The sequence below is a fragment of the Bacteroidota bacterium genome, from assembly GCA_030706565.1.
GTDB lineage: Bacteria > Bacteroidota > Bacteroidia > Bacteroidales > JAUZOH01 > JAUZOH01.
Genome location: JAUZOH010000016.1, coordinates 1 through 23,679, shown reverse-complemented (window position 1 = coordinate 23,679; position 23,679 = coordinate 1). Strand labels below are relative to the sequence as shown.

Sequence of the window (23,679 nt, the reverse complement as noted above, 5' to 3'; positions counted from 1 at the left end):
GATTACGAGCCTATCCTGTATCCCGTCAAACATTAAAAAGAGAACATTTAACGGTGGAAACGAAATATGGTCCGATCCGGGTAAAAAAAGCATTTTTTCACGATTCTGTAATAAAACAGAAACCCGAATATGAAGACTGCAAAAATGCTGCCATACAGCATCAGGTAGCTATTCGTGAAGTATATGAAGAGGTCAAAAGAATGACCGAAGGATTGAATAAATGAGAAATTAATTTTTCAACAAAAGGATCAGTGGGTATATTCGTTCGGGTAAAAAGAATAATAAATAAAGTCAAAAATATAATCATCAAATAATATGAATTTGGATTTATTAAAAGACCTTCTGGAACAGCTAAAAGCAGGCGAAATTCAGGTTGACACGGCAGTAGAAAAATTAAAAGACCTGCCTTTTAAAGATATGGGATTTGCCAAAATAGATAATCACCGCGAAATACGGACCGGTTATCCGGAAGTAATCTTTTCTTCAGGGAAAACAGTAGAACAGGTCAAAAAAATCATAGAATTCATGCTTACCAAGGAAAACAATATTTTGGCCACACGGGCTACGGAAGAAATGTACCAGGCAGTACTTTCTATATGCCCTACTGCCCAATATAATCCAATGGCAAGAACGATCACTGTACAAAAAGAGAAAATAAAAGAACCATCAACCTATATTTCAGTTGTTACAGCAGGGACATCCGATATCCCTGTGGCAGAAGAAGCTGCAGTGACTGCAGAAATATTCGGAAATAAAGTCCGTCGTGTTTTTGATGTAGGCGTAGCAGGTATCCATCGTTTATACGAAAACATCGATACCATAAGGGAAGCCCGGGTAATTGTGGTTGTAGCCGGTATGGAAGGAGCCCTTCCCAGCATTGTCGGTGGATTAGTAGATAAACCGGTCATAGCTGTCCCTACCAGTGTGGGTTATGGAGCAAGTTTCCATGGCTTATCAGCACTGCTGGGCATGTTAACCAGTTGTGCAAGCGGAATCAGTGTAGTAAATATAGATAATGGATTCGGTGCAGGTTATCTGGCCAGTATGATCAATAAACTTTAAAGTTTAGAATTAATCTTTTTTCATTGACTATAGACTTTTTATATGATTAATATTAACAGAGTATTTTTATATGTCTAAAAATTCCGTACTGCTTTCGACGGCATATCTTGCACCTGTTCAATACTATTCGAAATTACTTCATTATGACCATGTAATCATGGAGAAGTGGGAAAATTACAACAAACAGACTTACCGTAACAGGTGCAAAATATATGGGGCCAATGGGGTATTGAATCTGATTATCCCTGTAGTCAACAATAGTCAATTTAAAATTTTAATAAAAGATATCGAAATTGATTATTCCACGCACTGGCAAAAGCTACATTGGAAAAGCATAGAATCGGCCTACCGTTCTACGCCCTATTTCCCCTATTTCGCTGACAACTTATACAGCTACTATAAAAAAAAATACAAATTCCTGCTTGATTTCAACCTGGAAGTTCAGCAAACCATTCTGGATATTTTAGAAACAGACAAGAAGATAAACTTTACTGCAGAATATCAGGCAAATGCAGAAAATGACTGCAGGGACCTGATACATCCCAAAAAACAAGTATCTGATATTCATTTTCTGGACATCCCCTATCATCAGGTTTTTTCTGAGAAGTATGGTTTTCAGGCAAATTTGAGCATACTTGATTTGCTTTTCAATGAAGGGATGAATGCTGTGACCATTTTGCAACAAAGCTTTAAAAACGATCAATAAAGGTTGGGAATAGTTTGAGATGGTTCGATATAGTTCGATATGGTTCGATATAGTTCAATAGGGTTAAATATAGTTCAATAGGGTTAAAACAACTTTAAACTATTTTAAACAACTTCAAACTATCTCAAACAATCCCGAACTTATCTTTCAGGACCATAAAAAAACTGAACGCAGAGAAGAAAACTGCTCATTTTTTCTTCTCCGCGTTCATAAATTTTTAGAAACAGATGAATCCCAAACTGTCCGTTCCACCGTTTTTTTGTATCCCGGCCAGGGAAATCCTTCCCTCCAAATCAGACAGCAAAAACAACAACCCTAAACATAACTCAAATAACCCTAAAACGTATTTAGCTTTAGTCCTTAAAATCTAAAACCTATGGTAACTATAAACTTGTTCGTTGTCAGCTTACTACTAAATGCATCATTATTAGTAAGTGTTGAATTATTATATAAAAATCCTTTTTCAGTATTCCAACCATAATTATAGGCAGCATCAATAAAAAACTTCTCCTGCCTTATTCCAAAGCCTGCGGAAGCAACAGAATAATCCGAATTCTTATTCAGCTGATCGGATTTATAAGGGCTTCCATAATATGAATAACCACCGCGTAATGCAAGAGCCCCGAACTTAACTTCAGCCCCGGCATGAAGATTGGCAGTCGCTTTATACATATTTTTAATATTGTCGTTTTCTGCTCCAAAATCATAACCATCTCCTCCATCTCTCAGCCTCATTTTGGTATAATCGACATATTCGCAATCTAAACTCAACATGGCCACCTTCTGGATTTGTAAAGCAATGCTTCCAATGGTTCTCATCGGTGTGGTGAGTGAATAATCATAAGAACCCTTGTCAAGAAGGTTCCCATCCTTATCCGTTGGATAAACCGTTTTTCCGCCAGTAAGATTTGATGCCATATTATTGTCATATTCATCCTTCATATCATAAAAAGTAGGGAGATGCAAGGCCAAACCCAGACGCAGAAAATCAGTCGGTTTGACAATTGCCCCTAATTTAAATGTATATCCGGTACCCGTAGTTTCAACATATTGCTTAAAATCGAAATAATCAAAATTTGGACTTACATTCTTGTAATCATCTTCGGAATATGCCACATTTTCTTCGTAATTAATCTTATCAATTCCAAAAGTAGCCCCCAGATAAAGCACATTATTGTAATTGGCACCGAAAGAAAAAGTCCATTCTCCGGTACTTCCCTTGGTTGAAATTGTTTTACGCTGCTTTACAGGATAAAAGACAGGAGTTTGATATTGATTTGTTTCACCGGGAATAGTATCAATCACATAAGTGTCAAATGCCAAACGTTCCCAATAGGAATTCAGATTCTCAGGGGCAGTACCGTTGGCATTATCCATAAAATAATCAGACATTGAACTGTGATCGTTATTGCCTTCAATTACAACATTCTGATTAAAGGTATTAAAGCGGTTATAACCTATACCCAAATTGCATCCCAGCCAACCCGAATTGCGGTCAGCATTAAAAGTAGCCACATAACCAATATTATTCAGGTTCAGTTTATACTTAAAATCATCTCTGTTGGTTTTCAAATAAGTAGAACTGGTATTATCCTGTTGAAAAGAAGGGGTAAAAGCAAATTCTGAGCTACGGTAAATGGCAATACCGGCAGGATTATAACTCAAGGTTGAAAAATCACCACCCAAAGCGCCAAAAGCGCCGCCCATTCCCTGAAACCTGGCTGTTCCGCCGAACATAGTCCGCGAATAGCGTAAGGCATCTGTTTCATTTTGTGAATAAACCAGTGATTCTATTCCCAAAAACAATAAGGTTATCAATAATATTTTACTTTTCATGATCAATAGAATTATAAATTCAAGTTTAAAGGCAAAAGCCGCTCAAATTTTGAATTTTTCCAATTATCTCAACGCATCTCTATACTATCTTCTTCTTCCCCCACCATTTCCACCACCGGAGAATCCACCGCCGCTTCCGCTACTACTACTACTACTTCTGCTTCCTCCTGAGAAACTTGGACTGCTGTATGAACGGGATGATGCTCCGGAATTATAGGAAGGCCGCGAATAAGTTGCTCGATTATCTATAGTACTGCTCTTGTAGGTATTCTGTGAACTTTGCCTTGTAACAGCATTATCCGGGCGGGAATAGGAAGTACGCGGTACAACCTGATTGGTTCTGGCACCTGATGTACTATTGTTATTATAAGTCGGCCTGCTATTAACCGGTCTGCTATAACGCGGGGTATAGTTCTGATTCGTATTGCTATTGTAATTTGAAGAAGCTCTTCTATAGTCCGAATTATAGATGGACGAACGGGAATAAGGGGTAGAATTATTGGTTGTACCAACATTCCTTCTATAATTATTGTCATTTACGATTGTTCCGGATTTCAGCGGTTCACTGCCGTTCCTGGTGGAAGTAGCAATTGAACGCCGGCCGTTATCTGCAGCAGAAATCGAGGAATTAACAGTTGAGCTTCCCATACGTCTACCGTATTCACTGGTTGAAGCGGAATTTCTTACAGAATAGCCACCGCCACCGGTAATATAACTGTTCGAGCCCATGTTCCTGCGGCGCCCATAAGAATCAGTGTTTCTGTGGCGATATACATCCCCATAATAATATCCATCATAAAGCCCCCCATAATAGGGCCAACCCCAGTAACCATAACCTCCGTATCCATAGCCGTATCCATAGCCATAACCATAGCCATAATAGGGAGAGTAAAAAGAACTATAATATGGCCAGCCAAAGCCAAAGCCAAAGTTCCAGCCTGTCCATGAATTCCAGCCAAAAGATAATCCAAATGGATCATAATAGAAAGGATCATAATAATCTAAACCCCACCAGGGAGAATGGAATCTGCGGATACGGGAAGCATAAGAATAATAATCATCGTCATAATAATTATTAGTGATATAGGTATTCCCACCGCTTGCATAAGCAGTATCCGGTTGTGCATTGTTTTGATCTGAAACAGACTGTTCATTTTGTCCGCTATAATTGTTTACCTGGTTCTCATTGTTTCCGTAAACAGCTGGAGTATTTGACTGGTAATCGTTAACAGTGGTTGATTTATAACGATCCTGTCCGGAAGCATTTGAATTATCCTGCCTTTGCTCCTGTGCAGGTTCAGAATAACGTTCATTAGAATTATAGCCACCACTTGCATGTTCCGAAACAGAAGATTTATCAGAATTATACACTGGAGAAGCATGATCAGCAGGAGAATAGTATAAATCGTCATATTCGGAGGTAGCAAAATGCATACTGGAACAAGCACTAACCACTAGCGCAAGTACCGTTATTTTCATTAAAGTTTTCATAGCCAAACCTCCTAAAATTTAGATTTTATTATTAAAAATATGCAAATATCGTACCAAAACATATATCAATAATGAATATTTTGTTATTTTTTAAAATTATATAATTAGCTGATATTCAAGTATTTACTACTTATGCCTTTCAAATACCTTATTTATATGCTTCAATCCCCTATAAACGAATTTAGCTATATAATTGACAAATAATTATATAGCTAAATTCGTTTATGTATAGCAATTAACGGACAACTCCCAATATTGTCCTTAAATCACAATTTTCTTCTTCTTTAATACCAAAGCAATAATACTCATGAGCAAAAGGAAACCAAGTCCAAGACAAACTGCAGTTAATTGTTCATTTCTACGGGTAAATTCCTCAATTTGACTGGACATAAAATTTTTATTAAGAAATTTAGGATCCGGAAAATCTTTAAAATGCCATTTGCCGATTATAGTTCCTTCCTTAAGAAGTAAAAGCCCGGGATTTGAGCGGACAATAGTTTTAAGCGTCGTTTCATCAGCGATATAAAAATCATAATCCAGTTGATAATGTTGACGGATATTTTGTATATCCTTTTTCCCGGTTGAAGTAAGGCAATAGAAACCTATATGATTTTGCATGCAGAAAAGGGCAAGTTCATTGGCTTTTTTTAAGGCAGCAACATTTGCTTTGTTCAGATCGTGGGCAATAAGAAGGAAATTATATCCCTGACTATTCAGGACAACGTCAGTAATATCATTTCCCTGAAGTGAAACAATATTAAAATCGTGAATGGGAGGTTTATAGCCTTCCTTAACCAATACAGAACGTGTATCCACCCATTTCCAAGTCGTATCCTGCCAGGGATAGTTATCTTCCGTAAATTCAACAATTTTACCATTTTTCGAATAATAAAGCAATGTTTTGTATTCATCTCTGGGCATTCCGGCAGGAATGGTCATCTTTTGAGGAATATTTACTCCAGTATGATAGGGTCTGAAATCAACCAGGGGTAAATGGAAGTAGCTGTAAGTCATCAACCCCAATCCAATCATACAAAACAAAATGATCATGGAAAATTCAACCACATTGGTCGAAAAGGGAGAATATTTTTTCCGGTTTGAAAAAATAAAAATAATCAATGCAAGCAGGACCAGATTTTTATAAAAAGTTTGCCAGTTCGTAAGCTTAATGGCATCCCCAAAACACCCGCAATCGGTTACGGGGTTGAATAAAGCAAGAATCAAGGTAAGGGGAGTAAAAAAAGACATAAAAATCAGCACCAGCGTTGAAGTCAACTTCATTTTTATTCCCATAAACAGGCAGGCCCCCATGGCAAACTCGGCGATACACATCATCACGGCAAAGGGGAAAGCCAAAGGTTGAAGAAAACTCATTCCAAAAGCTGCGAAATAATCAGAAAACTTATAAGCAGAACCCAGGGGATCAATAAGTTTTACAAATCCAGAAAAAATAAATACCATGCCCACTATAATCCTTGCTATCTTTCTGACTGTATTCATAATATCTTTGTTTTAATAATTAACTTAAGTAAACGAACAGGAACAATGGCTGGTTGCCGCATTATTACATGCGAAAGGTACTATTTTTCTACAAATTTATTTTGCTTTAAACCTTTCTATTTCTCAAAAAAAATGATTTTCCCTTAAACATTTCAACAATTTCTCAAATATTTTTTCAGCCTGAAGCATTTTCCCCTGTTCATCGCTACAGTTTAAAACCTTATAACTTTCCAACTTTCCTTCCAAAGCAAGATATTGTTCCCTTACTTTCCTCTGAAAATTAAGATCCTGCTCATGAATATCACTTCTTCCATTCAAATAATTCCGGTCATCACCCGTACGCTGTCCGGTTAACTTACCGGCAACAAAATTAAAAGGCACATCCAGAAAAATATTTAAGTCTGGCCTTGGAATCTTATAAAAATCAAACTCCAACTGAAGGATCCACTTCTGGAGTTTTTCTCTTTCATCAGGATTTTCAATTTTTGCACATTGAAAAGCAATGTTCGAATAAACATAACGGTCGACAAGCACAAAATATTTCTGGTCCAGCCAAGATTTTAGGGTACTACTTGCCTCCTGCCGGTCCAGGGCATAAATTAAGGCAACCAGGTAAGGATTAACAGAGTCGATGTTGCCCAACTCGCCCCGCAGGAATTTGGCTATCAGTTCACCAATAAGATCGGAATCAGTGCGCGGAAAGTGTAAATATTTAAAAGGTATATTTTCGTCTTGCAGGTATTGCTGTAACAATCTAATCTGAGTCGATTTACCTGATGCATCTAATCCTTCGATGACAAAAAAATTCATTTGTTTTAATTAGGGTTTGTACTTTAAAAAAAGCAATGATTACTTTTGCAGGTAATCAAATAAAAATCAAAAATTGTGGATAAAGATACATTTTTTTCTAAAAAACATTCTATTAACTGCCGGGGCAAATTGCTGGATTTATCTAAGCCTGTTGTAATGGGAATATTAAATGTGACCCCTGATTCATTTTACGATGGAGGGAAATATACCCAACCGGAGGCCATAACAGCCAGAGCCGGACAAATTATTGCGGAAGGAGGAAAAATTATTGATATGGGCGCTTATTCGACAAGGCCCGGAGCTCCCGAGGTTTCTGAAGAAGAAGAAGAGAAACGCCTGTTCCCTGCCCTGGAAATTGTCCGCAAACGTTTCCCGGACATTCCTGTTTCCATTGATACTTACAGGGCTTCAATAGCTCAAAAAGCCGTTTCTGAATTTGAAGCGGATATCATTAATGATATCTCCGGGGGAACTATGGATCCGGATATGTTTAAAACCATTGCCGGTCTCAAAGTTCCTTATATACTGATGCATATCAAGGGTGAACCCAACAATATGCAGAAAAATCCGGTCTACGGAAACCTGATGGAGGAAATCCTGAAATTCTTTTCAGAAAAAATATCTACCCTGAAACTGATGGGCGTTTCCGATATTATTATAGATCCCGGATTTGGTTTTGGAAAAACCCTGGACCACAATTATGAACTGCTTCATAAAATGGAGGATTTCAAAATTTTCGAACTTCCCATTCTTGTAGGAGTGTCGAGAAAATCAATGATTTACAAACTACTACAATCCTCTCCGGATCAGGCATTGAACGGGACTACGATAATCAACACCCTGGCTTTATTAAAAGGAGCAAATATCCTCAGGGTTCATGATGTAAAAGAAGCAACAGAAAGTATTAAAATATTAGAAGAATACAATAAATTTACAGATTAACTTGTTTACCTATACAGTTAATTTTTGACAAACACCATAAATATTCAGTAAGATTAAAAAAACGGAAAAAATCTATTAACCATGATTGTAGCTTTTATCACCATACGTTTTTTAGATGTCATTGATATTTTACTGGTCGCCTTACTTTTATATGGATTTTACCGGTTAATAAAAGGAACGGCAGCCATCAATATTTTTATCGGAATTTTCTCGGTTTATTTACTTTGGCTGATCGTTAAGGCGCTGAACATGCAACTGCTCAGCTCGATATTGGGGCAGATTATCGGAGTGGGCGTCATTGCTTTAATTGTCTTGTTTCAGCAGGAAATCAGGAGATTTCTTCTAATCCTTGGCTCACGTTCAATGAAAAAGAAAAATTTTTCGTTGGAGCATATCTTCTCTTTAAATATCGAAAGGGAAACAGCAGTCCAAATCAACTCCATTGTAAAAGCCTGCAGTGATATGTCCCAGTCCAGAACCGGCGCTCTGATTGTTATTGCCCGCGAATCAAAACTTTTTATGTATTCTGAAACCGGGGACATCATCAACGCCAATACCACCAGCCGTATGCTTGAAAGTATTTTTTTCAAGAACAATCCCTTGCATGACGGGGCAGCAATTATAATCAATGATAAAATTTATGCTGCCCATTGCATCATGCCCCTGTCCGAAAACATGGAACTTCCTCCCCATCTGGGTTTGAGGCACAGAGCAGCCCTGGGAATCTCTGAACATACAGATGCCTTTGTAGTTGTGGTTTCCGAAGAAACAGGCAAAATATCGGTTGCTGAAGCCGGTCACCTGAAAAGCGGAATTAATCCGGTTCAGTTGAATAACATACTAAAAGAAAAATTAACTTATTAAGGACCTGATCCTTATACTATTCTTAAGATTTTTCATGAAATGAATTTGCAAAGAAAATTTTTTAATTCATACCCGGGTTTAATCCAGGCAACTGCTAAGTATCTGTTAATTTTTCTTGTTCTTTTCCTGCCGAAAAGCCTGAGCATTGGCCAATCAGTACCCAGGATCCCGGTTATCATCGACACAGATTGCGGTGCCGATGACCTGCGCGCTTTTTGCCTGCTTACGGCCCTTCACGAAATTGATATTCTAGCTGTGACCACATCCGATGGTGCACTAAATCCACAGGATGGTTATGAAAAAGTATACAGGTTACTTCAAGCTACAGAGCATGCCAATGTACCTGTAGGCATAGGCCCAAACAGTAAACTTAAGGCACCGGCATGGAGGAATTATTGCAAAAGTCTCAACTGGGAACTCCGGGCTGCCCCCGCTCCCATTCCTCAAAATAAAATAAAAGCTTCCGATCTTATCGTGAAATGTTTAAGTTCAAATTCCGAACCTGTTACTTTATTATGCCTGGGGCCATTGACAAACCTGGCCGATGCTGTAAAATCACATCCCGAACTGATTCAAAAAATCAGCAGGATAATCTGGTATAACGAAACCCTGTCGCCTTTGTCCGGGATTAATTATGAACGTGATCAGTCGTCTGCAGATTTCCTCTTAAAAAAGGACATAAAATTCGAGTTTATCTCAAACATAAATGCCCCCCTGGCCAGATACGACAAAGTGCTATCAGATAATATGGGTACCATTGAAAATAAATATGCCCATATTGCTGAAAATACCATTTTTCATGCAGATCATCCGCAAACCATCGCCGACGAGCTTATTCCTGTCTATCTCTGGTATCCCGAATTTTTTGATATGCAGATTGATATGCTCAACCCTTTGCACAGCATTGTGAAAAATCTGAATTTTGACGGCATACGCGAAAAAATCCCCTTGATCCTTGCTCAAAAATATGTGGTAGAAAAAAATATCACCTTTGAATCCTTTCCGGACCAGCCTGAACTCTATAAATATGACGTGCGGCAATATATGAATAAAATCATCCAGTACTTTGGTAAAGAAGAATGGAGGGTTTGTGTGCTGACCAATGAAATTCATGGCCATTTGGGCGTTTATTCCATCGTGGGTGCCAAAATGGGATTAAAGGCCCGTGAACTCCTCAATACCGATGTTGACAGGCTGGAAGTCCTCTCATTTGCCGGGCATAAACCTCCCATGGGGTGCATGAACGACGGCCTGCAGGTAAGCACAGGCGCCACCCTCGGACTGGGCATGATTCATATTTCCGATGATTCAATCATCCGGCCTGAAGCCATTTTTACCTATAAAGGAAAGAAAATAAGGCTTCGCCTGAAAGACGAATACAACAAGCAGGTTGATGCCGATATCAACAAGGGAATTCTGGAATATGGCAATTTAACTGATGGTTACTGGAAACTGATCCGCATATTATCGCTTAAATATTGGGCAGAGTGGAACAGAAATGATATGTTTATTGTCGAACCGCTTAATTGAAATTTAAAGTATTATGGTTCATATAATACTCTATATTTTATAATACTATGAATCCCATAATACCATCCCCTGCATAGATCTATTATATCACTGTTCAGAAACCTGATTTTCATCTGAACTCAAAGGAAAAAGATTAAATTTTTGTGGATATTCAATGAAAGTAAGGAATAAACCTTTGGCCGGGACCGATGTACCCGCCAAACGTCGATCTTTCCCTTCAATGATATTTTTAAAATCAGCCCTGTTTATTTTACCAGTTCCTGCATCCAGCAAGGTACCCACAATTGCCCTGACCATATTCCTCAAAAAACGGTTTGCTTTAATGGTAAAAACCAGCAAATCATCTTTTTCTTCCCATTCAGCCCGGGAAATTGTACACAAAGAAGTATGGTTGCCGGAATCCGTTTTGCTGAAACTCTTAAAATCCTGGTAGGAAAAAAGTTCCCTGGCCATACGGTTCATTAGTTCTACATCCAGTTTACCTCTTAAGTAATAGGCATAATCATTCAAAAAAGGATTTTTGAACCTGGTGATATGGTATTCGTAAGTGCGGGACAAAGCATCAAAACGTGCATGAGCATTGGGATGCATCTTGAATATTTGTTGAACGGCAATATCAGGTGACAGGAAACCATTGAGTTTCTGAACAAACACCTGGTAAGCATCTTTTCCCCATGGGTTTTTCAAAGTGAATTGCGCTGCGATCCGCTCCAAATTGGCAGAATCGAAATGAGCAATATAATAAAGGGCATGGACACCGGTGTCTGTCCTTCCCGCCCCGGTTGTTTCTATTGTTTCGCCCAGCATCAGGGATAATTTTTGGTTAAGTTCTGCCTGGACACTATTGGCATTTTCCTGGATCTGCCAGCCATGATAGCGTGTTCCTTTATAGTTTAGTTGAATAAAATAACGGTTTATAGTTTCGGGCTTTGTTTTTTCTGCCATTTTAATTCAAATAATTTACCTGTTCGATTCTTTGTGATTGCTTCACCCAATTAATGGAATTCCTTTTTCAACTGAATTCCATACCGGGGAATTCATCCGGCTCACATGTTGACAAGATGAAGCAAAGTTACTATTTTACAGAAATAACATCGGTCAGAAATAAGAAAAAGTAGGAAAGCTAAAGTACAACAGTAAATATTCAATATATAAACAAAAAATTCAAACATTTGATCAAATTCCCATTCCATGTCCATACTCTATAAAACCCATATTCATCCCGGCATAATTGGAATAAATCATTCTTTCGCTGAGTAAATCATGAGCAATACAAAAGACCGATGAGTTTAAAGGCGAATGTTTTTTCATTATTCTTTATACATATCAGTTAAGGCTTCCCTTTCATAAAATTATCAATAATTAGGAGAAACTACAAATTGATTTTTCTCTACAAAAACGAATCAATTGTTTCAATAGCAGCATAAATCAAAAATCATTTTTTCAAACCCTTATTCGATGTTTTTCAGGCAATGTTATTTAAGATCTGAAATAATAAGTAATTTTGCAACTTAAAAAAATAAGAATATGAGGAAAAAATATTTATTATTTGCTGCAATTTTGATCAGCAGTGCCACATTTGCGCAAGACAAATTTGACAAGGGTGTTTTCAGAGAGTATAAACCGGGATTTTATCAGAATTCCATTTTAAAAGATAACAGGGATGTTGAAGAGCAATCAGAACCCGTTGAAAAGCCCAAGATTTTCAAAATGGACTTTTCGGGTATGAGCCTGCCCAACAAAGTAAGTTTTTATTCAAATCCCTTTTGGCACAATCCTCCCATTTCACAAGGCAACACTGGTACATGCTGGTGTTTCTCAACCACTTCATTTTACGAATCAGAAATATACCGTTTGACCAAACAAAAAGTCAAACTGTCTGAAATGTACACCGTATATTGGGAATATGTTGAAAAGGCAAGAAGGTTTGTAGAAGAAAGGGGAAATTCCGTATTTGACGAAGGTTCAGAATGCAATGCCTTGGCAAGGATCTGGAAACAATATGGCATTGTTCCTGAAGCAGATTTCAAAGGATTGCCGGAAGGCCGTAAATTCTACAACCATGAAAAATTGGCCAATGAAATGAAAGCTTATCTCAATTCGCTAAAAACATCTAATGCATGGGATGAAGATGAAGCTCTTGCTACCATTAAATCTATCCTGAACCATTATATTGGAGTTCCTCCTGCCACCGTTAAAGTAAATGGTAAAAATTATACTCCTCAGCAATATCTCAAAGAAGTTCTGAAACTTGATCTTGACGACTATGTTGATATTCTTTCACTTGAACAGGAGCCCTTTTACAAACAAGTTGAATATAAAGTACCGGACAACTGGTGGCACAACAAAGAATATTATAATGTTCCCCTGAAAGATTTTATGGCAGCATTAAAATCGGCCATCAGGCATGGTTATTCAATGGCTATTGGCGGCGATGTTTCTGAAGCAGGTTTCGACAGGGATACCCAGGCAGCGGTTATCCCAGACTTCGATATTCCTTCGGCTTATATCAATGATGATGCACGTCAGTTCAGGTTTTCAAACCAGACCACTACCGATGATCATGGGATGCACCTGGTGGGATATACAGAAAAAGATGGCAAAGACTGGTATCTAATTAAAGATTCAAGTGCAGGTTCCAGGAATAATGATTCGAGCAAACCCGAATTTGGATATTATTTCTTCCATGAAGACTTTGTAAAATTGAAAATGATCAATTTCACCGTACATAAAGATGCTGTGAAAGATTTATTGAAAAAATTTAAATAGTTTAATATCAGCTATATGCAGGAAAAAATTGTTATTCTCGATTTTGGCTCACAATACACCCAACTGATTGCCCGCCGGGTAAGAGAATTGAATGAGTATTGTGAAATTTATCCTTTTAATAAAATACCACAGATAGATGAAAATGTAAAAGGGGTTATTCTTTCGGGAAGCCCTTTTTCAGTGCGGCAAGAAAACGCTCCTTCTCCGGATCTTTCAATGATAAAAGGGAAACTTCCCTTACTGGGTATTTGTTATGGAGCTCAATATTTGGCCCACACCTCAGGAGGTGAAGTAATGCCATCGGAACACAGGGAATATGGCCGTGCAAATCTGGAAACCATTGACGCAACAAGCGATTTATTAAAATCCCTTACCTTAAATACGCAGGTATGGATGTCACATGGAGATACCATCACAAAAATCCCGGCTAATTTCAAGATTATTGCATCTACAAGCGATGTAAAGGTTGCAGCATTTAAAATTGAAGGAGAAAATACTTATGGAATCCAATTCCATCCTGAGGTTTATCACACCACGGAAGGATTAAAACTGCTGGAAAATTTCATTTCAGGTATTTGTCATTGTACGCGGAGCTGGACTCCGGCCTCCTTTATCGAAAGCACCATTGCTGAACTTAAGAGCAAAATCGGCGATGATAAAGTAGTATTGGGATTATCCGGGGGAGTCGACTCATCAGTTACTGCGGTACTTTTGCACAGGGCCATAGGTAAAAACCTTACCAGTATATTTGTTGACAACGGTTTATTGCGCAAAAACGAATTCGAAAAGGTACTGCAGTCATATAAAAACATGGGGCTCAACGTGATCGGGGTAAATGCAAAAGATAAATTTCTCGATGACTTAAGCGGTGTTGATGAACCGGAGAAAAAAAGGAAAATTATCGGCCGCGATTTCATTGAAGTTTTTGATGCAGAAGCACAAAAGATCAAAGATGTAAAATGGCTGGCCCAGGGCACTATTTATCCTGACGTTATAGAATCCATGTCGGTTAATGGCCCATCAGCCAAAATAAAATCGCATCACAATGTTGGCGGGCTGCCCAAAACCATGAAATTAAAAGTTATAGAACCCCTGCATCTTCTTTTTAAAGACGAGGTTCGCCTCGTTGGTACAGCTCTTGGAATTGATGATGTGATACTTAAACGCCATCCTTTCCCCGGACCAGGCCTGGCAATACGGATTATCGGTAAAATTACCCGGGAGAAAGTCAAGATTCTTCAGGAAGTTGATTCAATTTATATTCAAGGCTTAAGGGATTCCGGTTTATATGATAAGGTATGGCAGGCCGGAGCTATTTTACTGCCAGTACAGTCCGTGGGCGTAATGGGTGATGAAAGGACTTATGAAAATGTAGTTGCCTTGCGTGCCGTATCATCTACAGACGGTATGACAGCAGACTGGTCGCATCTGCCTTATGAATTTCTTCAGAAAATTTCCAATGAAATTATTAATAATGTAAAAGGTGTGAATCGTGTGGTCTTTGATATCAGTTCAAAACCACCTGCCACTATTGAATGGGAATAAAAAAGAAGGGATTAAAAAATTAATGGTATTTGCCACTCATTGTCTTGATTGAGTGGCAAGTACCATTTTTATTTTAAGACGGTTACCTATTTCTAAAACATCCACGATTTGCTGGATAGTCAACTCACTATCCGTTCTCAGAATAACGGTTGGTTCCTTATTATTCTTAATTAAAGCAGTAAGTGTAGGTTCTATTTCCTGAAATGAAATAGGCTTATCATTTAAAAAATAATGCAGGTCTTTGGTAACCGATAAATTGATGTTCACCTTGGAAATAGTTTGGCCCGATGAAGCTTTGGGCAACATCAATTTAATCACTGAAGGGTTTACCATTGTTGAGACTATCAGGAAAAACAACAAGAGAAAAAACATGATGTCGTTAAATGATCCCAGGTAAACTTCTGCATCACTGTTGGTACTTCTATCTATTTTCATTTAATTCTAAATTTTAGGTCCTTTAAAAGAAAAATCTAACCGAAGTAACACTACTTTACAGGTTCTTTAAGCACTTCAATAAAAGTATTTGAGTCCTTCTCAATTTGTACCATTAATCTGCTTATTCTGATCCTTAAATACTGGAAACCGGCATAGGCAAAAATACCAATAAGCAAACCTGAAGCCGAGCTGATCATCTTCTGATAAAGTCCGCCTGAAATAATTCCTATGCTGATATTATCTGCTAAGGAGATATTGTAAAAGATTTTTATCACACCGAAGATTGTTCCTAAAAAGCCAAACATAGGAGCAATAGAGGAAATAACGCCCAAAAAAGACAAGTTGTTTTCCAGCCTGGCTTTTTCTGACCTGGCTTCCAACTCCATGGATGATTCAATTTCGCTGATGGGTTGTCCGATTTTTTCAGACCCCTTTCCTATTATTCTGGCCAGAGAAGAACTGGAAGAATTGCACATCATTTTCACGGAATCAATTTTTCCGTCTTTAATCATATCGACTAAACCAGGAATGAAATTCTTATCCACCCTGGATGATTTTTTCACGAGAAAATAAATATCAATGATAAAATAAACCGCAAAAATTGAAAGAATAACCAATGGAACCATAATCCATCCACCTTTCATCATTAGATCAATGATATTCTGCCTGGGGGCAACCTTTACCAGATTGGAAGTAACAGGACTTGTGATTTGAAGAATGACTGAAGTAAGCATATTTTTTAAATTTTTGAAGGCAAATGTAATAAAGATTTTATAAAACTTTTATTAATTATTCTCGTATTTAATTTCTGATTTCTTTAGGGAATATCCTAATATTTAGAAAAACTTTCAGGGATTTGATATTGTAATTATGTTTTATATATCATTTAACATCAGGATTTTATTGATAAATATCATAAAAACAAGAGGGTTCATGCCAATTATACTCCCGGAACATCCTTTTGGTTTTTTTTTATCTTTGTTGGTATATAGTTGGAAACAACATATTCCATGAATATTTTAAACGGTTGAATAAAAATTTTAGTATTTTATTATATTGTCTAAATATTTCTCAAATTAAAATTCCGTAAAATGAGCAACTTATTAATTTTCATTCTACTACTTTTTTTTGTAATAGTTCCTGCACTTGTAGTCTTATTAAATTTCACCTTTAAAAAATCCATTGCTTTTAATATTGGATTAATTACCATATTTAATGTGGTTGTAACTGCAATTACGATATTTTTTGTTGCAGCAGACGGAATCATACATTTAATATGGTCAATCCCGGTCTGGATTATTTGTGCAACTTTCAGTTGTTATCTTTTAAACAAAGTATTAAAAATTCCTTTGACTTCTTTGGTTCAAAAAATTGAATTATTGAGCAAAGGAGATATCAATGTGAATTTCAATGAAAAAGCTGATGAGAACAACCATGAAATTGGACAAATAGATAAAGCCTTAAATGAACATACCAAGAAATTAAATGAAGTAATATCCAGCATAATGACGGCATCTGAAAGCATTGTGGGTGCAAGCAGTGAACTAAGCAATAATGCACAGATCATGTCGCAGGGTGCATCCGAGCAGGCTTCTTCTACCGAAGAGGTATCCTCGTCTATGGAAGAAATGGTAGCCAATATTCAACAAAATTCAGAAAATGCGCAGCAATCGGAAAAAATCGCCAATTCAGTGGTTGAAAAAATAGAAATAATGAGCAAAGCTGCTGAACAAAGCCTGAAATCGATTCATGAAATTGCAGAAAAAATCACAATTATCAATGATATCTCTTTTCAAACAAATATCCTGGCCCTAAATGCAGCTGTTGAAGCAGCCCGTGCAGGTGAACATGGAAAAGGATTTGCAGTGGTTGCCGGTGAAGTCAGAAAGCTTGCAGAACACAGTAAACTTGCTGCAGATGAAATTCAGAAACTTTCTTCAGAAAGTGTTAAAAACACCCAGGATGCGGCAAAGCTTTTTGAAGAAATTTCTCCGGAAATATTAAGGACGACGAAATTAGTCCAGGAAATTGCAGCAGCAAGTGCTGAACAAAACTCGGGAAGCAGTCAGATCAACAACGCCATTCAGCAACTTAATAATGTTACCCAACAAAATGCTGCTGCTTCTGAAGAGATCGCCACCAATTCAGTGGAATTGTCCTCACAATCCGAGCAGTTAAAATCGCTTGTTTCTTATTTTAAATTGAATAATGCCGGAATGAAAGCTTCAAATTTCAATTTTTCTCCTTCCATCCATAAGACAACAGCCAAAATATCTGCTCCAACGATAAAAACATCAGAAATAAATACAGTAAAAACAACGACTGTCAAAAAACCTGCACCAGCAGGAAAATTCAAAGGTTATAATATCAAATTGTCAGAAAACAGCCGTTTGGATAAAGATTACGAAAGATTTTAATATCATTCGGCCTTAAAAAAACCTCACTTCAATGATGAAGTGAGGTTTTTTTATTTCATTGCCCAAAAACAGGCAAAAAAAAAACAGAACCGAAGTTCTGTTTTTTTTAAAGATTTTTTCGTTGAAATTACTTTGCAACAGTGGTATCAGCAGCAGGAGCAGCAGCAGCGGCGGTATCAGCAGCAGGAGCAGCAGCAGGAGCAGCAGTAGTATCAGTTGTGGTAGTCTGAGCTTTGTCAGAAGAACCTTTGCATGAACTTGTTAAAGCGATAACACTTACAAAAGCAACACCAGCGAAAAGCAATGCTAATTTTTTCATTTTAAATACAGTTTAAGATTATTAATAAAAATTATTGTTTAGGATTTGCTTGCAAAGTTAATAAAGCTTTTTATAAAACAAACAAATTATTTTAATTAATTTTTTTATGTAGAAAGAGTAAATCTTTTCATATTAGTTTTTAACTAAATGAAATACTTAATGATTCAATCTACAATTCATTTTACAGAAATTCTTTAATGCTTTGTATCTTTGCGGGCAAATATATAAAATTTTATGCAAAGAGTAGTAATTGGAATGTCAGGTGGGGTAGATTCTAGTGTTGCTGCATACCTGTTAAAACAGCAGGGCTATGATGTAATTGCCTTATTCATGATCAATTGGAAAGATACGACAGGCACCCTTGAAGGGGATTGTCCATGGAGTGATGATATTATTTTTGCTGAACTGGCCTCAAAAAAAATAGGTATCCCCTTTTATTCTGTTGATTTAAGCGAAAATTATAGAAAAAGAGTCGTTGATTATATGTTCAACGAATATGCCCAGGGGAGAACCCCAAATCCCGATGTATTGTGCAACCGTGAAATCAAATTTGACGAATTTGTAAAAGCAGCCGAAAAATTTAATGCTGATTATATTGCCACCGGCCATTATTGCCGAAAAGAAGTCACAGAACACGATGGAAAGACCTACTACAGGCTACTGGCAGGAAGCGACAAGAATAAAGACCAGAGCTATTTCCTTTGCCAGCTATCACAGGAACAGCTAAAAAATGCCCTTTTCCCGATTGGAAATTTGATAAAACCCGAGGTCAGAAAAATTGCCGAAGAATTAGACCTGGCCACTGCAACCCGAAAAGATTCACAGGGAATCTGTTTTGTGGGAAAAGTCAACCTTCCTGTATTTTTACAGCAAAAGCTCAAGTCTAAGAGCGGAGATATAATAGAAATACCTGTAGACTGCGAAGTGTACAGACAACGCGCAAGTCTTCTAAAACAGGCAAAAAATGAAGAAGAAAAGCTTGGAATACTTGTCAGGCCTTATCAATACAGTCCTTCAGACGGACAAAAGGTAGGGACCCATGAAGGAGCTCAATTTTATACTATTGGCCAGCGCAAAGGATTAAATGTAGGAGGAAAAGAAAAGCCCCTCTTTGTCATTAGCACAGATATTGAAAAAAATATTATCTATACTGGCCAGGGACATGACCATCCGGGTTTAAACCGTCCCGGATTGTTCATTGCAAAAAAAGACATTCACTGGATCAGGGAAGACTTAGCCATGAAGGAAGGTGAAAAAAGAGATTACCTTGTCCGCATCCGTTACCGCCAACCCTTGCAGAAAGCCACCTTATTTATGAAACCTGAAGGTATATATATCAGTTTTGAAAAACTTCAAAGAGGTATTGCTTCCGGACAATTTGCTGCCTGGTATGATGAAGAAGAATTATTGGGTTCCGGTGTTATAGAATAGCTATTCAAACCGGCCTTTAAAAAACAGGTCATTGATGGGCCGTCTTACCCGCATTCCTCTTTCTTTTTCCTGCAATTCCGGGGGCAGTTCGTTTATATCACCGGGATAACCGACAGCAACCATGGCAACAGGTTCAAAAGATGGGGGAATATGCAAATCCTTTCGTGCTTTATCTTTATCAAAGCCAGCCATGGGATGAGCAATTAACCCCAGGTGTGTGGCCTGTAAAATCAAATTTTCGGTAGCTAATCCCGTATCGTGCCAGGCATAAGGATTGTTTTTTTGATTATAGGATGAAATAACTTCGGCAACCGTAACCAGCAGTACTGAAGCATTCTTTACCCAAACCTGATTACCGGGTAAAAGGCAGTTAAACAACCTTTCAAAATCCGCCTTATTTTCTCTCTGTGCATAAATAAACCTCCAGGGTTGCTGATTGTTTGCAGAAGGTGCCCAGCGGGCTGATTCGAAAATAGAAATTAATTTATCAGCCTCTATGGGCAAGTCGGAAAGAGCCCTCAAGCTGCGGCGCTTTGAAAACAATTCATTTAGAAGTGGATGGTGCATATCTTTAGGCTTTACTAATAAAACGTTTAATACAAAGATAAAGAAAGATTTAATTGATTTCCACAAAAGTATTTTGCAATTGTACCCTTAGATTTTTTTGTTAATCCTTAAGATTATAACCATAAAAAAACGGCTTCCAATTGGAAGCCGCCAAAAACCTTAAAAACTAATATCAGATGTACCGGTTTTTCAAACTACCAGGATAAAGGTGTATCAGAAAGTATTCATTTTACCCCCGAATATCATTCTTTCAACACCAATTCCCGGCATACAGGATAGTGCTTAATTCATAAAGTAGGCTTTAGCACCATGTTCATGCATATCCAGGCCACCTTCTCTGGTTTCACCCTTAGGTTCAACCCGGAGTTTCCACGGATAAGGCAGTTTGGAAACAACCCACATAACGAACATCGCCACAACGAAAGTTGTAACAGCCACAATGATATTACCAACAAGTTGTGCTTTCAATACTGCTGTTCCGCCGCCATAGAACAGACCTGTTACCGGAGCTGTATTATCAGCGCCTGTAGGACCAGTTGAACCATACAACCCACAAGCAAAGAATCCAAGGGATATAGTTCCCCAAATTCCGTTAAGACCATGAACCGAAACAGCGCCAACGGGATCATCAATTCTGAAATGTTCCAATGTGTACATTCCGACAAATACTACGACACCGGCAATCAAACCGATAATGATCGAACCGCCAGGAGATACCCAATAACAGGGACAAGTAATTGCCACCAATCCGCCAAGCAAACCGTTTACGGTAAAACTACAATCGAATTTCCCTTTTGTAGGGCCAATCCAAAGAGGCAACAACATGGCTGAAAGAGCAGCCGCGCAAGTAGCAAGGGTAGTGTTGGCAGCAATCCGGCCAATACCTTGAAAATCCATTGCCGAAAGGCTACTTCCCGGGTTGAAACCATACCAGCCAAACCACAACAAGAAAGCGCCAACAGTAGCTAAGGGCAAACTATGAGGAGCCGGTAAACCCCCATTTTCTTTATCATCACGTAAAAATGTTCTTCCGATACGGGGACCCAGTACAATAGCACCGGCAAGAGAAATCACACCCCCAATGGTATGAACAACCGTTGATCCGGCAAAATCACGGAACGGTTGTCCGAGAGTTGGTAAAAAATGACCGGCAGTACCCATTGTAGCTAAAAATCCATCAGGACCCCATGCCCAATGCCCGATAATAGGATAAATGAAACCTGTAACACAAATACTGTAAAGAATATCCCCACGGAAACTTGTACGACCGATCATTGCACCGGAAGTAATTGTAGAACAGGTATCAGCAAAAGCAAATTGGAAAATCCAGTGAGCCAGGAGAGACACGCCGGTAGCTTCATAAGTTAAAGGAGCACCAGATAAGAAAAACCAATGGTATCCGATAAATCCGTTACCATGACTAAACATAAAGGCATATCCTATAGCCCAGAATAAAATTCCACAAATTGCAGTATCGAAAATACATTCGACCAAAATATTTACAGTTTCCCTTGCTCTGGCAAAACCGGCTTCCAACAATACAAAACCTGCTTGCATACCAAATACCAGGAAGGCTGAAACCAATACCCAGACAGTGTTCAAGGCATTAATTGAAGCAGTTTCATGAGGGGTATATGTTTCTGCAGCACTTGCAGAACCTGAAATCATACCCGGTAATATCATCATTGCCAATACAACGACAAACAAACCAATCAATTTCCCGAAAAAAACAGTCAAAAATAATTTCAAGTTTTCTTTCTTACTTCGCGCCTTTAATGCAGAAAACGAAGGCATTCTATCTATAATTTTACTTAGGTCCATGATATCAAATTTTAAAATTCATATTATAATTTAGTCTTTTGTATACAGGGAATCGTCCCCGCTCTCTCCTGTCCTTATCCGCCAGGATTCCTCAATAGGCGAGACAAAAATTTTCCCATCCCCCAAATCACCGGTATAAGCGGTTTTTAAGATACAATCAACTGTCTTCCTGACATTAATATCCCGTACAACGATAGTAAGCATTCTTCGTGGAATCAGGGCCGTATTGGTGTATATTCCACGATAAGACCTTTCCAGTGCTTTTTTTTCATTACCGACACCCGTTGCTTCCCAGAAAGAGAAAAAATCGATGTCAATTGCATGCAGAGCTTTCGCTACCTCTTCATACTTTGAAGTACGAATAATTGCTTCAATTTTTTTCATGATGTATATATTTAGATAGTTAATGATTCAATTAAAATGAAAAACCGAAAACCAGATAAATATTACCCGCACTGGGATTGGTAATCAGGGAAGAGGTTACAGGTATAGAAAAATCCTTATTGATCGTAAGTTTTTTCGAGGCAGTTACCCCTAAATTGACTATACCAGCTTCCTTCTGACAATAATACCCGGTAGTTCCCTCGTCCGGCTTGCTTAAAACAGCGCCTACAAAAGGTTTGATGCCCACTCCATTTACATTGGCAGAATAGGATAATTCCGCATAAGGAGTATGACATATTTTTCCATTTGCATCTTTGGCATCTGCTCCATAAACATTCATGGCAAGAAGTAAACTTAAGGGCAATGACTCCGTACCGTTAAAAGTTGCCGAAACTTCAAATACATGACCGGTTTCATCCTTTTTATAATTGAAATATTTATTTCTCATGGCTGCTCCGGCAGTTTCATTTGGAAAGAAATAATCAGTAAGGGTGAAAGAGAATAAACTAACCGGTGTTAAGGTAGCATAAAGGTCGGCTTCTTGTCCGTACTGACTTCCGATTGAATAAGCGCCCCATGCCCCAACAGTAAATATTCCCTTACTGTATTTCAATGAAGGCTGAATACTGGGTGTATTACCACCGGGGTTTAATCCTCTCCATATATAGCGGCTCATCAGATCGACACCGGCACTAAATGGAGAAATTTTCTCAGTCGGACTGTCCTGGGCGAAAGTTGATCCGGCAAATCCTAAAAGGCATGCCATCAAAAGGATCCCTCTGTAAATTTTTAGTCTCGTTTCCATAGAAATTTATTTAAGATGAACAATTGATTAACGAGACAAAAATATGTTTTTGATTTTACTAAACCAAATTTTAAGGGGTATAAATTATAATTTATATTTATTTTAAATAATACACCTTAATTTTTAAGGTGTATTTATATTATTATATTATTTATATTTTTATTACCCCCTTTTTACATTCCCAACTTATTCCTTCAATATCCCCTTCCATTATGATTATTCTACAAGGCAGCAAAAAATTATATCACCTTGTAATTCATTTACTTATAAAATTACATACGTGTAAATGTTAAAAACAGGGATGAAAGTGATTTTTCTTTAAATTTTATTTATTTCAAAAAAGGAAAGCGAGCATCAGAATATTGCAATATTAAAAGCGAGGAACTATTTTAAGGGGGGATAAGATAAAATAGGATTCATTTTAAAATTTGTGGTTCAGAAAAAT

Annotated in this window: 23 protein-coding genes; 10 read left to right on the top strand and 13 right to left on the bottom strand. The window is 37.8% G+C overall.

Annotated elements, in window-relative coordinates; translation table 11 throughout:
* The 3 genes from Q8907_02160 to Q8907_02150 form a co-directional block, all read left to right on the top strand.
* On the top strand, nt 1–224 hold a 224-nt coding region (locus Q8907_02160; GenBank protein ID MDP4273062.1), incomplete at its 5' end, for a DUF111 family protein.
* Nucleotides 225–315: 91 nt separating this feature from the next.
* Nucleotides 316–1,062, top strand: coding sequence for a nickel pincer cofactor biosynthesis protein LarB (gene larB / locus Q8907_02155; GenBank protein MDP4273061.1), 747 nt, complete (start codon nt 316–318; stop codon nt 1,060–1,062).
* A 70-nt stretch (nt 1,063–1,132) separates the two neighbouring features.
* Nucleotides 1,133–1,768, top strand: coding sequence for a WbqC family protein (locus Q8907_02150; protein ID MDP4273060.1), 636 nt, complete (start codon nt 1,133–1,135; stop codon nt 1,766–1,768).
* Between the two features lie 360 nt (nt 1,769–2,128).
* Here Q8907_02150 and Q8907_02145 read toward each other — a convergent pair whose 3' ends face one another.
* From Q8907_02145 to tmk, 4 genes are all read right to left on the bottom strand, one after another.
* Nucleotides 2,129–3,604 (bottom strand): outer membrane protein transport protein, encoded by a 1,476-nt coding sequence (locus Q8907_02145; GenBank protein ID MDP4273059.1) that lies wholly within the window; start codon nt 3,602–3,604, stop codon nt 2,129–2,131.
* Between the two features lie 84 nt (nt 3,605–3,688).
* Nucleotides 3,689–5,083, bottom strand: coding sequence for a hypothetical protein (locus Q8907_02140; GenBank protein MDP4273058.1), 1,395 nt, complete (start codon nt 5,081–5,083; stop codon nt 3,689–3,691).
* 273 nt (nt 5,084–5,356) lie between these two features.
* Nucleotides 5,357–6,595 (bottom strand): DoxX family protein, encoded by a 1,239-nt coding sequence (locus tag Q8907_02135; GenBank protein ID MDP4273057.1) that lies wholly within the window; start codon nt 6,593–6,595, stop codon nt 5,357–5,359.
* A 123-nt stretch (nt 6,596–6,718) separates the two neighbouring features.
* Nucleotides 6,719–7,405, bottom strand: a complete 687-nt coding sequence (gene tmk / locus Q8907_02130; protein MDP4273056.1) for a dTMP kinase — start codon at nt 7,403–7,405, stop codon at nt 6,719–6,721.
* A 75-nt stretch (nt 7,406–7,480) separates the two neighbouring features.
* Between tmk and folP the strand changes: the two genes are divergently transcribed.
* From folP to Q8907_02115, 3 genes are all read left to right on the top strand, one after another.
* A complete protein-coding gene (folP, locus tag Q8907_02125; GenBank protein MDP4273055.1) occupies nt 7,481–8,347 on the top strand; it encodes a dihydropteroate synthase in 867 nt (288 codons plus the stop codon).
* 81 nt (nt 8,348–8,428) lie between these two features.
* The gene (cdaA, locus tag Q8907_02120) at nt 8,429–9,211 is read left to right on the top strand and encodes a diadenylate cyclase CdaA (GenBank protein MDP4273054.1); all 783 of its coding nucleotides are present in this window, start codon (nt 8,429–8,431) and stop codon (nt 9,209–9,211) included.
* A gap of 39 nt (nt 9,212–9,250) precedes the next feature.
* Nucleotides 9,251–10,741, top strand: a complete 1,491-nt coding sequence (locus tag Q8907_02115) for a nucleoside hydrolase (protein MDP4273053.1) — start codon at nt 9,251–9,253, stop codon at nt 10,739–10,741.
* 87 nt (nt 10,742–10,828) lie between these two features.
* Here Q8907_02115 and truA read toward each other — a convergent pair whose 3' ends face one another.
* Nucleotides 10,829–11,686: a tRNA pseudouridine(38-40) synthase TruA gene (gene truA, locus Q8907_02110; GenBank protein ID MDP4273052.1), complete on the bottom strand. Its 858-nt coding sequence runs from the start codon at nt 11,684–11,686 to the stop codon at nt 10,829–10,831.
* A 231-nt stretch (nt 11,687–11,917) separates the two neighbouring features.
* On the bottom strand, nt 11,918–12,052 hold the full coding sequence (locus Q8907_02105; protein ID MDP4273051.1) for a hypothetical protein: 135 nt from the start codon (nt 12,050–12,052) through the stop codon (nt 11,918–11,920).
* Between the two features lie 216 nt (nt 12,053–12,268).
* Between Q8907_02105 and Q8907_02100 the strand changes: the two genes are divergently transcribed.
* Complete coding sequence (locus Q8907_02100; GenBank protein MDP4273050.1) at nt 12,269–13,510, top strand: C1 family peptidase; 1,242 nt, start codon at nt 12,269–12,271, stop codon at nt 13,508–13,510.
* Nucleotides 13,511–13,525: 15 nt separating this feature from the next.
* Nucleotides 13,526–15,055, top strand: a complete 1,530-nt coding sequence (guaA, locus tag Q8907_02095; GenBank protein MDP4273049.1) for a glutamine-hydrolyzing GMP synthase — start codon at nt 13,526–13,528, stop codon at nt 15,053–15,055.
* Nucleotides 15,056–15,091: 36 nt separating this feature from the next.
* On the opposite strand, the gene Q8907_02090 is transcribed toward guaA, so the two are convergent.
* Together Q8907_02090 and Q8907_02085 are read right to left on the bottom strand one after the other, a co-directional pair.
* Complete coding sequence (locus Q8907_02090) at nt 15,092–15,490, bottom strand: biopolymer transporter ExbD (GenBank protein MDP4273048.1); 399 nt, start codon at nt 15,488–15,490, stop codon at nt 15,092–15,094.
* Between the two features lie 50 nt (nt 15,491–15,540).
* Complete coding sequence (locus tag Q8907_02085) at nt 15,541–16,224, bottom strand: MotA/TolQ/ExbB proton channel family protein (GenBank protein MDP4273047.1); 684 nt, start codon at nt 16,222–16,224, stop codon at nt 15,541–15,543.
* 357 nt (nt 16,225–16,581) lie between these two features.
* Here Q8907_02085 and Q8907_02080 point away from each other — a divergent pair, with 357 nt between their 5' ends.
* Nucleotides 16,582–17,907, top strand: a complete 1,326-nt coding sequence (locus Q8907_02080; GenBank protein MDP4273046.1) for a methyl-accepting chemotaxis protein — start codon at nt 16,582–16,584, stop codon at nt 17,905–17,907.
* 127 nt (nt 17,908–18,034) lie between these two features.
* Here Q8907_02080 and Q8907_02075 read toward each other — a convergent pair whose 3' ends face one another.
* Complete coding sequence (locus Q8907_02075; GenBank protein MDP4273045.1) at nt 18,035–18,226, bottom strand: hypothetical protein; 192 nt, start codon at nt 18,224–18,226, stop codon at nt 18,035–18,037.
* A gap of 234 nt (nt 18,227–18,460) precedes the next feature.
* On the opposite strand from Q8907_02075, the gene mnmA reads away from it, so the two are divergent.
* Entirely contained in the window at nt 18,461–19,657 is a 1,197-nt protein-coding gene (gene mnmA / locus Q8907_02070) for a tRNA 2-thiouridine(34) synthase MnmA (GenBank protein MDP4273044.1), read from the top strand.
* Here the strand turns inward: mnmA and Q8907_02065 are convergent, their stop codons facing one another.
* The 4 genes from Q8907_02065 to Q8907_02050 all read right to left on the bottom strand — a co-directional run bounded on the left by Q8907_02065 (nt 19,658) and on the right by Q8907_02050 (nt 23,234).
* A complete protein-coding gene (locus Q8907_02065) occupies nt 19,658–20,224 on the bottom strand; it encodes a nitroreductase family protein (protein MDP4273043.1) in 567 nt (188 codons plus the stop codon).
* 282 nt (nt 20,225–20,506) lie between these two features.
* Nucleotides 20,507–22,045, bottom strand: coding sequence for an ammonium transporter (locus tag Q8907_02060; protein MDP4273042.1), 1,539 nt, complete (start codon nt 22,043–22,045; stop codon nt 20,507–20,509).
* 30 nt (nt 22,046–22,075) lie between these two features.
* On the bottom strand, nt 22,076–22,429 hold the full coding sequence (locus tag Q8907_02055; protein MDP4273041.1) for a P-II family nitrogen regulator: 354 nt from the start codon (nt 22,427–22,429) through the stop codon (nt 22,076–22,078).
* 31 nt (nt 22,430–22,460) lie between these two features.
* A complete protein-coding gene (locus Q8907_02050) occupies nt 22,461–23,234 on the bottom strand; it encodes a TorF family putative porin (GenBank protein ID MDP4273040.1) in 774 nt (257 codons plus the stop codon).
* Nucleotides 23,235–23,679: the final 445 nt, after the last annotated feature.

Excerpts from the sequence above, each read along its gene's own strand:
- larB (MDP4273061.1), top strand. The coding sequence starts at position 316 with ATGAATTTGGATTTATTAAAAGACCTTCTGGAACAGCTAAAAGCAGGC.
- Q8907_02150 (MDP4273060.1), top strand. The coding sequence starts at position 1,133 with ATGTCTAAAAATTCCGTACTGCTTTCGACGGCATATCTTGCACCTGTT.
- Q8907_02145 (MDP4273059.1), bottom strand. The coding sequence starts at position 3,604 with ATGAAAAGTAAAATATTATTGATAACCTTATTGTTTTTGGGAATAGAA.
- Q8907_02140 (MDP4273058.1), bottom strand. The coding sequence starts at position 5,083 with ATGAAAATAACGGTACTTGCGCTAGTGGTTAGTGCTTGTTCCAGTATG.
- Q8907_02135 (MDP4273057.1), bottom strand. The coding sequence starts at position 6,595 with ATGAATACAGTCAGAAAGATAGCAAGGATTATAGTGGGCATGGTATTT.
- tmk (MDP4273056.1), bottom strand. The coding sequence starts at position 7,405 with ATGAATTTTTTTGTCATCGAAGGATTAGATGCATCAGGTAAATCGACT.
- cdaA (MDP4273054.1), top strand. The coding sequence starts at position 8,429 with ATGATTGTAGCTTTTATCACCATACGTTTTTTAGATGTCATTGATATT.
- Q8907_02115 (MDP4273053.1), top strand. The coding sequence starts at position 9,251 with ATGAATTTGCAAAGAAAATTTTTTAATTCATACCCGGGTTTAATCCAG.
- truA (MDP4273052.1), bottom strand. The coding sequence starts at position 11,686 with ATGGCAGAAAAAACAAAGCCCGAAACTATAAACCGTTATTTTATTCAA.
- Q8907_02105 (MDP4273051.1), bottom strand. The coding sequence starts at position 12,052 with ATGAAAAAACATTCGCCTTTAAACTCATCGGTCTTTTGTATTGCTCAT.
- Q8907_02100 (MDP4273050.1), top strand. The coding sequence starts at position 12,269 with ATGAGGAAAAAATATTTATTATTTGCTGCAATTTTGATCAGCAGTGCC.
- guaA (MDP4273049.1), top strand. The coding sequence starts at position 13,526 with ATGCAGGAAAAAATTGTTATTCTCGATTTTGGCTCACAATACACCCAA.
- Q8907_02090 (MDP4273048.1), bottom strand. The coding sequence starts at position 15,490 with ATGAAAATAGATAGAAGTACCAACAGTGATGCAGAAGTTTACCTGGGA.
- Q8907_02085 (MDP4273047.1), bottom strand. The coding sequence starts at position 16,224 with ATGCTTACTTCAGTCATTCTTCAAATCACAAGTCCTGTTACTTCCAAT.
- Q8907_02080 (MDP4273046.1), top strand. The coding sequence starts at position 16,582 with ATGAGCAACTTATTAATTTTCATTCTACTACTTTTTTTTGTAATAGTT.
- Q8907_02075 (MDP4273045.1), bottom strand. The coding sequence starts at position 18,226 with ATGAAAAAATTAGCATTGCTTTTCGCTGGTGTTGCTTTTGTAAGTGTT.
- mnmA (MDP4273044.1), top strand. The coding sequence starts at position 18,461 with ATGCAAAGAGTAGTAATTGGAATGTCAGGTGGGGTAGATTCTAGTGTT.
- Q8907_02065 (MDP4273043.1), bottom strand. The coding sequence starts at position 20,224 with ATGCACCATCCACTTCTAAATGAATTGTTTTCAAAGCGCCGCAGCTTG.
- Q8907_02060 (MDP4273042.1), bottom strand. The coding sequence starts at position 22,045 with ATGGACCTAAGTAAAATTATAGATAGAATGCCTTCGTTTTCTGCATTA.
- Q8907_02055 (MDP4273041.1), bottom strand. The coding sequence starts at position 22,429 with ATGAAAAAAATTGAAGCAATTATTCGTACTTCAAAGTATGAAGAGGTA.
- Q8907_02050 (MDP4273040.1), bottom strand. The coding sequence starts at position 23,234 with ATGGAAACGAGACTAAAAATTTACAGAGGGATCCTTTTGATGGCATGC.